This window comes from Halochromatium sp., assembly GCF_046541315.1.
In the GTDB taxonomy this organism is placed as follows: domain Bacteria; phylum Pseudomonadota; class Gammaproteobacteria; order Chromatiales; family Chromatiaceae; genus Lamprobacter.
In genome coordinates, this window is record NZ_JBKHDN010000208.1 from 1 (window position 1) to 4,763 (window position 4,763).

General features: G+C 65.2%; 10 protein-coding genes. 2 read left to right on the forward strand and 8 right to left on the reverse strand.

Translation table 11 applies throughout. The annotated features are described in order from the left end of the window. Positions 1–42: 42 nt before the first annotated feature. A complete protein-coding gene (locus ACLFQI_RS11650) occupies positions 43–162 on the forward strand; it encodes a diguanylate cyclase domain-containing protein (protein WP_410759540.1) in 120 nt (39 codons plus the stop codon). 28 nt (positions 163–190) lie between these two features. On the opposite strand, the gene ACLFQI_RS11655 is transcribed toward ACLFQI_RS11650, so the two are convergent. The 4 genes from ACLFQI_RS11655 to ACLFQI_RS11670 form a co-directional block, all read right to left on the reverse strand. Further along, positions 191–868, reverse strand: coding sequence for a Crp/Fnr family transcriptional regulator (locus tag ACLFQI_RS11655; protein WP_410759522.1), 678 nt, complete (start codon positions 866–868; stop codon positions 191–193). A gap of 110 nt (positions 869–978) precedes the next feature. Continuing rightward, on the reverse strand, positions 979–1,206 hold the full coding sequence (locus tag ACLFQI_RS11660; RefSeq protein WP_410759524.1) for an RND transporter: 228 nt from the start codon (positions 1,204–1,206) through the stop codon (positions 979–981). 59 nt (positions 1,207–1,265) lie between these two features. Next, complete coding sequence (locus ACLFQI_RS11665) at positions 1,266–1,856, reverse strand: hypothetical protein (RefSeq protein ID WP_410759526.1); 591 nt, start codon at positions 1,854–1,856, stop codon at positions 1,266–1,268. Beyond that, a complete protein-coding gene (locus ACLFQI_RS11670; RefSeq protein ID WP_410759528.1) occupies positions 1,856–2,080 on the reverse strand; it encodes a TrmO family methyltransferase in 225 nt (74 codons plus the stop codon). Before ACLFQI_RS11670 ends, ACLFQI_RS11665 begins: the two co-directional genes overlap by 1 nt. A gap of 329 nt (positions 2,081–2,409) precedes the next feature. Between ACLFQI_RS11670 and ACLFQI_RS11675 the strand changes: the two genes are divergently transcribed. Beyond that, positions 2,410–2,538, forward strand: a complete 129-nt coding sequence (locus ACLFQI_RS11675; protein ID WP_410759530.1) for a hypothetical protein — start codon at positions 2,410–2,412, stop codon at positions 2,536–2,538. A gap of 140 nt (positions 2,539–2,678) precedes the next feature. Here ACLFQI_RS11675 and ACLFQI_RS11680 read toward each other — a convergent pair whose 3' ends face one another. From ACLFQI_RS11680 to ACLFQI_RS11695, 4 genes are all read right to left on the reverse strand, one after another. Next, entirely contained in the window at positions 2,679–3,260 is a 582-nt protein-coding gene (locus ACLFQI_RS11680) for a GNAT family N-acetyltransferase (RefSeq protein ID WP_410759532.1), read from the reverse strand. Then, positions 3,257–3,484: a hypothetical protein gene (locus tag ACLFQI_RS11685; protein WP_410759534.1), complete on the reverse strand. Its 228-nt coding sequence runs from the start codon at positions 3,482–3,484 to the stop codon at positions 3,257–3,259. Before ACLFQI_RS11685 ends, ACLFQI_RS11680 begins: the two co-directional genes overlap by 4 nt. Before the next feature lie 153 nt (positions 3,485–3,637). Next, complete coding sequence (locus tag ACLFQI_RS11690) at positions 3,638–4,054, reverse strand: hypothetical protein (RefSeq protein WP_410759536.1); 417 nt, start codon at positions 4,052–4,054, stop codon at positions 3,638–3,640. 245 nt (positions 4,055–4,299) lie between these two features. Further along, a complete protein-coding gene (locus tag ACLFQI_RS11695; protein WP_410759538.1) occupies positions 4,300–4,668 on the reverse strand; it encodes a DNA-binding protein in 369 nt (122 codons plus the stop codon). Positions 4,669–4,763 lie beyond the last annotated feature (95 nt).

Genomic DNA, 4,763 nt, shown 5'->3' on the forward strand with positions numbered 1-4,763 from the left:
GCGGTCGCCGAGGCCCGGTTCCCCGGCGTTGCGCGACTGACGATCAGCCTCGGGATTGCTCAGTTCGCGCCGGATGACAGCGTCGATACCCTCTTTCGGCGCGTTGATCAGGCGCTATACGCCGCTAAGGAGCAAGGCCGAAATCGCTGCGTGCTGGGGTGAATGGCCTGAGGTGAACCGCTTCAGATGTTCAGCGCGGGCTCGGCCAGCAGATCGCACGCGAGCGAGAAACGTGCATCCTGCGCGAGATCGGAGTCGCTGGTGCCGCTTTGCGCCAGCCGAGGCTGCCAAGCTGAGCCTCGGCGATCATGGTATGCAAACGCCGGCTCAGATCGCCGAGTAAGGCGAAGCAGGTCTCTGGCGATTCGCGCAGCATGGCGGCAAAGTCGGCGGCATCGATCGACACCACTTGGGCCTCGGTCAGCGCCGCGGCGCAGACCGGATAACGCCCGGTGCCCATGAACAGGAGCGCCTCGGCGAAGGTCTGACCGGCACGGATCAGTTCGATGATCTTCTCGCCGCCGTCGCTGGAGAGGCGGAATAGACGGATTTGGCCCGAGCGCACGAAGTAAAACCGCGCTGCCGGTTCCTCTTGGCGAAAGAGCATCTGCCCGGCGGCAAGCCGGACCTGACTCGCGCGTTGTAACAGGCGTGCTAACTGCGCCGGACTCAAGGCTGCGAGCAGTGGCGCTTGGCGCAGATCCGTCGCGAGATCACGATCACGCCCCCCTGCCCCATCCGCTGGCGTCACGTCGGCATCGGACCCGCTGCCGGGGTTAACGGGAATCTCGCACGATTCATCTGCTGGGGTGGCGCCGGCACCATGCCCGTTAGGCGCGCGGGTTCGCTCGGCACTCGATTCAGTCATCAGTCGTCCTCATCCACAAGCGGTGCATAGTCCTGCGCCTCGGCCTTTACACAAGGAGAAATCGACCATCGCATGGTGAAGGCGCAAACGGACGTCGAGTGATCGATCGCTCAGCGCATCCGCGCCCAGCCCAAGCGCCCAAGCTTAGCCAGCACCAGCAGCCAGGGGATGCCGTGCAGCAGGAGATCGAAGATGTCGATCGGCCGCACCAGCGTGCCGTCGGCGAGCATCTTGAGCTTCTCCCAGACATGGGGCTCGGGCACGAAGGGGGCGAGCCCCAGCGTCAGCGCGATGATCAGCAGTAGGCCGAGCGGCAGGTGGTCGAGCCAGTCGAACATGGTCGAAGGTGTCCTGTAGAGGATTGATGATGGTCTGTCGGGGCCGATTGGATGGCTATCTAGTCTTCACCCGTACTCGACCTCACAGACGCAAGCTGTGACTGCGGAGCGGCGGCTGATCGCCCCAGCACCTGCCCAAGCACGGCCTGGGTGCGCTCGGCGATGAAGTGCGGCGACAGGCGCCGATCAGCGAACAATAGGGTCTGATCGGCCGCGCGGTCGAGATAGAGCAGCTGGTCATCGGCGGGCTGAAAGGGTTGGAGACTGATACGTGCGATGCGCCCGAGATTCACACCGCGCCCGTCGTCGAGCAGGATCAGATGTGGCGCCAGCCCACGCGCCGGGTCCGGGCGCGGGAAATCGATCACGCCAAGCAGCTCATAGGCCCGATCGGTGAGCTGAACACTCAGCTGAACCTCGGTCTCGCGCAGTTCGGCGAGGTAGATCTGCTCACCGACCGCAGCACGCAGGCGTTCGACCTGGGCCTGATAGCCGGCTGAGGGCCAGAGTCCGCCCTCGGCATCAAAGCTCGATTGCGCATCGTCTGCATCAGCGCCACACGTACTGACGCTGGCCCGATCCGCATTCGCGATCGCCTGCGTTCGTTCAGCGAGCCGGTCCAGTGGCACCGCGCTCGGCACGCTGGTCATCAGGCTCCTGAGTGGGTCGTCATGAACGCTGAGCGGGCCGGCTTCAGGTCCAGCAAGGGCGTGCCATCCAGGCAATCCAGGCCACGCACCCGCAGCATCCGGCCTTCGATCCCGATCAGCGTCACCAGACTGCTGCCAATCGGGTTCGGCCGCACCGTCGAGCGCAGCGCAAAGGGTGCCGAGGGGCTGATCGCGTCCTCTCGGGCATTGCAAGACCAGGTCACGCCGGGAATGGTGGAGCCAATAGAGCACCTCCAGCGAGCACTGCGGCTCGAGTCCGGCCAGCGCCTGATCCCAGGGCTGGAAGACCTCGATCCGACACGCCGGACCATCCAGGTCACCCTGGCGTGGGCAGTCCTCGCGTCGCTGCCAGGGGGTGTGGATGCGTCCGATGTACTGGAGCGAAGCCTCCGACGCTTGGCAGGGTTCTACGGCGATCTCGCCTGGACGTCTGGCTTGCTGCGGGCTCATTGCGGCGCTCCGTGGACGCCACCCGTGCGCGCTGTTGTCGAACAAGCCGGGCGCGCAGCTGCTTCGTGCAGCAGGCCCAGGCGTGATCGAGCAGCAGCCAGTCGCCGGCGGTCGCATCGGCGCGCGGTGGCAGGGTCTCGTCGATGCCAGCGCCCAGGATCTGCAGGCCGCTGCGATGCACGGCGACGACGCGGGCTGGGGGCGTTGCTGAGAGGGCCTCCGGGCTGGTCTGTTGCGCGAACCAGGGTTGCCAGCCAAGTGCGGCGAGCGACGCTGGATGGTGGCTGACTGAGTCGGGCTGCTTGCTGTCGTGACCGGGTCCGAGGTTGTTCGAGTCCATGCAGTGAGCTCCTACCAGAACACCGGATCGTTGAGTGCCTCGACGCAGCGGGATGGTCCTTTGAGCGGCGTCATCGCCCGGTCCGTCAACGACAGTGCCAGCCAGCCTTCTGGACGGCTCAGCTTGAAGGGGGCGGGTGCATCCGCCTCACTGATCGGCCTGAAGCCGACCTTGGTGTAGTAGCCGGGATCGCCGTAGGTCATGGCGATGTCGACGCCGGCGCTGCGCAGCGTGGCCAGGCCCTGGTTCAGTAGGCGTTGCCCGATGCCCTTGCCTTGCTGATCGGTGGCCACGGCGACCGGGGCGAGCACGAATACCGCCCGCTCATCCTGTTCGTAGGTCAGCCGTGAGAAGAAAATGCCAGCGTTGATCGCCCCGTCGTCTTCAGCCATGAAGGCAAAGCGATCCTGGGCCGCCGTGCTGGCGAGCAGATTTTGCACCAGATTGCCGATCAGCGAGCCCTCTTCCGCACCTTCGGATGCAGTGAAGGTGGCGCGGAACAGCTCAATGATGGCCTCTTCCCGGCCTTGGGTGTCGGTCGAAAACCACATGCTCTCTTCTCGCTTGAAGGGATCGATCAAGAGACGGCTCATGCCAGCTGTTCCCGACGATGGCGAATGGTCTTGACCAGCTTGCGCGCGACGTAGGCGGCATACTCCTCGTCGTTCTCATAATCCGCGTCCAGCGCCAGACTGGCCAGCTCGTCGATGGCAGCCCGCAGCCGGGCGATCTCGTTCAAGGGTCGACCGCAGGTCAGACAGCGTTCGCCGTCGTCTCGACAGGCGTCCTTGCCGTGGCAGGGTTCAAAGTGGGGCATACTCAGTCTCCTCCCGGTTGAGCGGCCATCGCGACGAGGACCTCACGCGCCTCTGCGGGCGAGCCGATTGGACGCAACAGGGGGTCGAGAGCACAGCGTGGAAGCGGCCGGCGAGCACCTGGCGCGCGGCTGCGGCCTGTTGGTCAGGGTCTGTCATCGGGAGGCCGCATCGGCAGCCAGGACCGCTTCGACATCCGTCTCGGTCACCGGCAGCGTCAAGACCGCATGCAGCGGAAACCGCTCGGCCAGCAGCGGGACATACTGGGCCTGCTCTTTGCTGACCAGGACGATGACCCGTGCCTCGGGCGCCTGCTTGCGCAGGCTGGCGAGCAAGACATCGAGGTTGCAGACATTGGCACCGGCGTAGTTGTTACCGAAGCCGTAGAAGAATTCGGCCATCACCCAGTCGGGTGCGCTGTGCTTGAGCGCCTGGAGCGCTTTGCGCTGCGACGGGAGCTTGATCTGGGTGATCCCCATGCGCTGGTAGAGCGCCTCGAGCCGGGGATGGCCGGGGGATTCGATGATCGAGAACAGGGTCGTCATGGTGGCCGTATGGGTGCTGGTTGGCATCGGGTTGGCGATCGGCTTAGCGCGTGGGCCTTATGCTCGCATAGGGATCACCAGCATGCATGCTGTTCTCAGCGTTGGCAGGAACCCGGCAGCCTGTGGGACGATCAGCGCGCCCAGCTGGACTGGTCGCGGGGAAGCCGCCCATCGGGGTCGTTGACGGTGACCACGTTGCCATCCTTGAGCCGGTCGGTGAAGACGACGACGTTGGTGCCGCCTTCGTGCGCCGAGCCGCAGATCGACGCGAATCATCCGACAAACCCAGCGCTGATGGACTCCAGGTAGCCGATTGCGTCCTCGGTCCGACCATCCTGGACCAGTTGTAACAGGGTCTGGTGACGAAACGCTGGAATGGGCTCGTTCTTGATCAGAAAGAGGGCGCGTTGTGGGTCCGGCTGCACCGCCGTTGCCGCCGACACCAGGCGCATCAGGTCACGCAGGGCGGATTGGAGTCTTGGCGATTCCGGATGGGTGCGCAGGGTGTTGCGGTGGACCCCGGCCAGCGCGGCCAGATCCTGCTGCTGCAGGCCGAGCATGTCGGCAACACCGACGGCCGAGAAGCGCGAGGTCCCGGGCTCCCGCGTCGATTCGAGCACGTCTGCGAAGATCGCAACCATGGCGTTGCACCTGAGGAGCGGTGTGAGAGGATGCACAGTCTACGCACAGTCCAGGCATCGCTCAAGCCGCAGCCCGTTCCGAGATCTGCCGCGAG

Excerpts from the sequence above, each read along its gene's own strand:
- ACLFQI_RS11665 (WP_410759526.1), bottom strand. The coding sequence starts at position 1,856 with ATGACCAGCGTGCCGAGCGCGGTGCCACTGGACCGGCTCGCTGAACGA.
- ACLFQI_RS11680 (WP_410759532.1), bottom strand. The coding sequence starts at position 3,260 with ATGAGCCGTCTCTTGATCGATCCCTTCAAGCGAGAAGAGAGCATGTGG.
- ACLFQI_RS11660 (WP_410759524.1), bottom strand. The coding sequence starts at position 1,206 with ATGTTCGACTGGCTCGACCACCTGCCGCTCGGCCTACTGCTGATCATC.
- ACLFQI_RS11685 (WP_410759534.1), bottom strand. The coding sequence starts at position 3,484 with ATGCCCCACTTTGAACCCTGCCACGGCAAGGACGCCTGTCGAGACGAC.
- ACLFQI_RS11690 (WP_410759536.1), bottom strand. The coding sequence starts at position 4,054 with ATGCCAACCAGCACCCATACGGCCACCATGACGACCCTGTTCTCGATC.
- ACLFQI_RS11695 (WP_410759538.1), bottom strand. The coding sequence starts at position 4,668 with ATGGTTGCGATCTTCGCAGACGTGCTCGAATCGACGCGGGAGCCCGGG.
- ACLFQI_RS11655 (WP_410759522.1), bottom strand. The coding sequence starts at position 868 with ATGACTGAATCGAGTGCCGAGCGAACCCGCGCGCCTAACGGGCATGGT.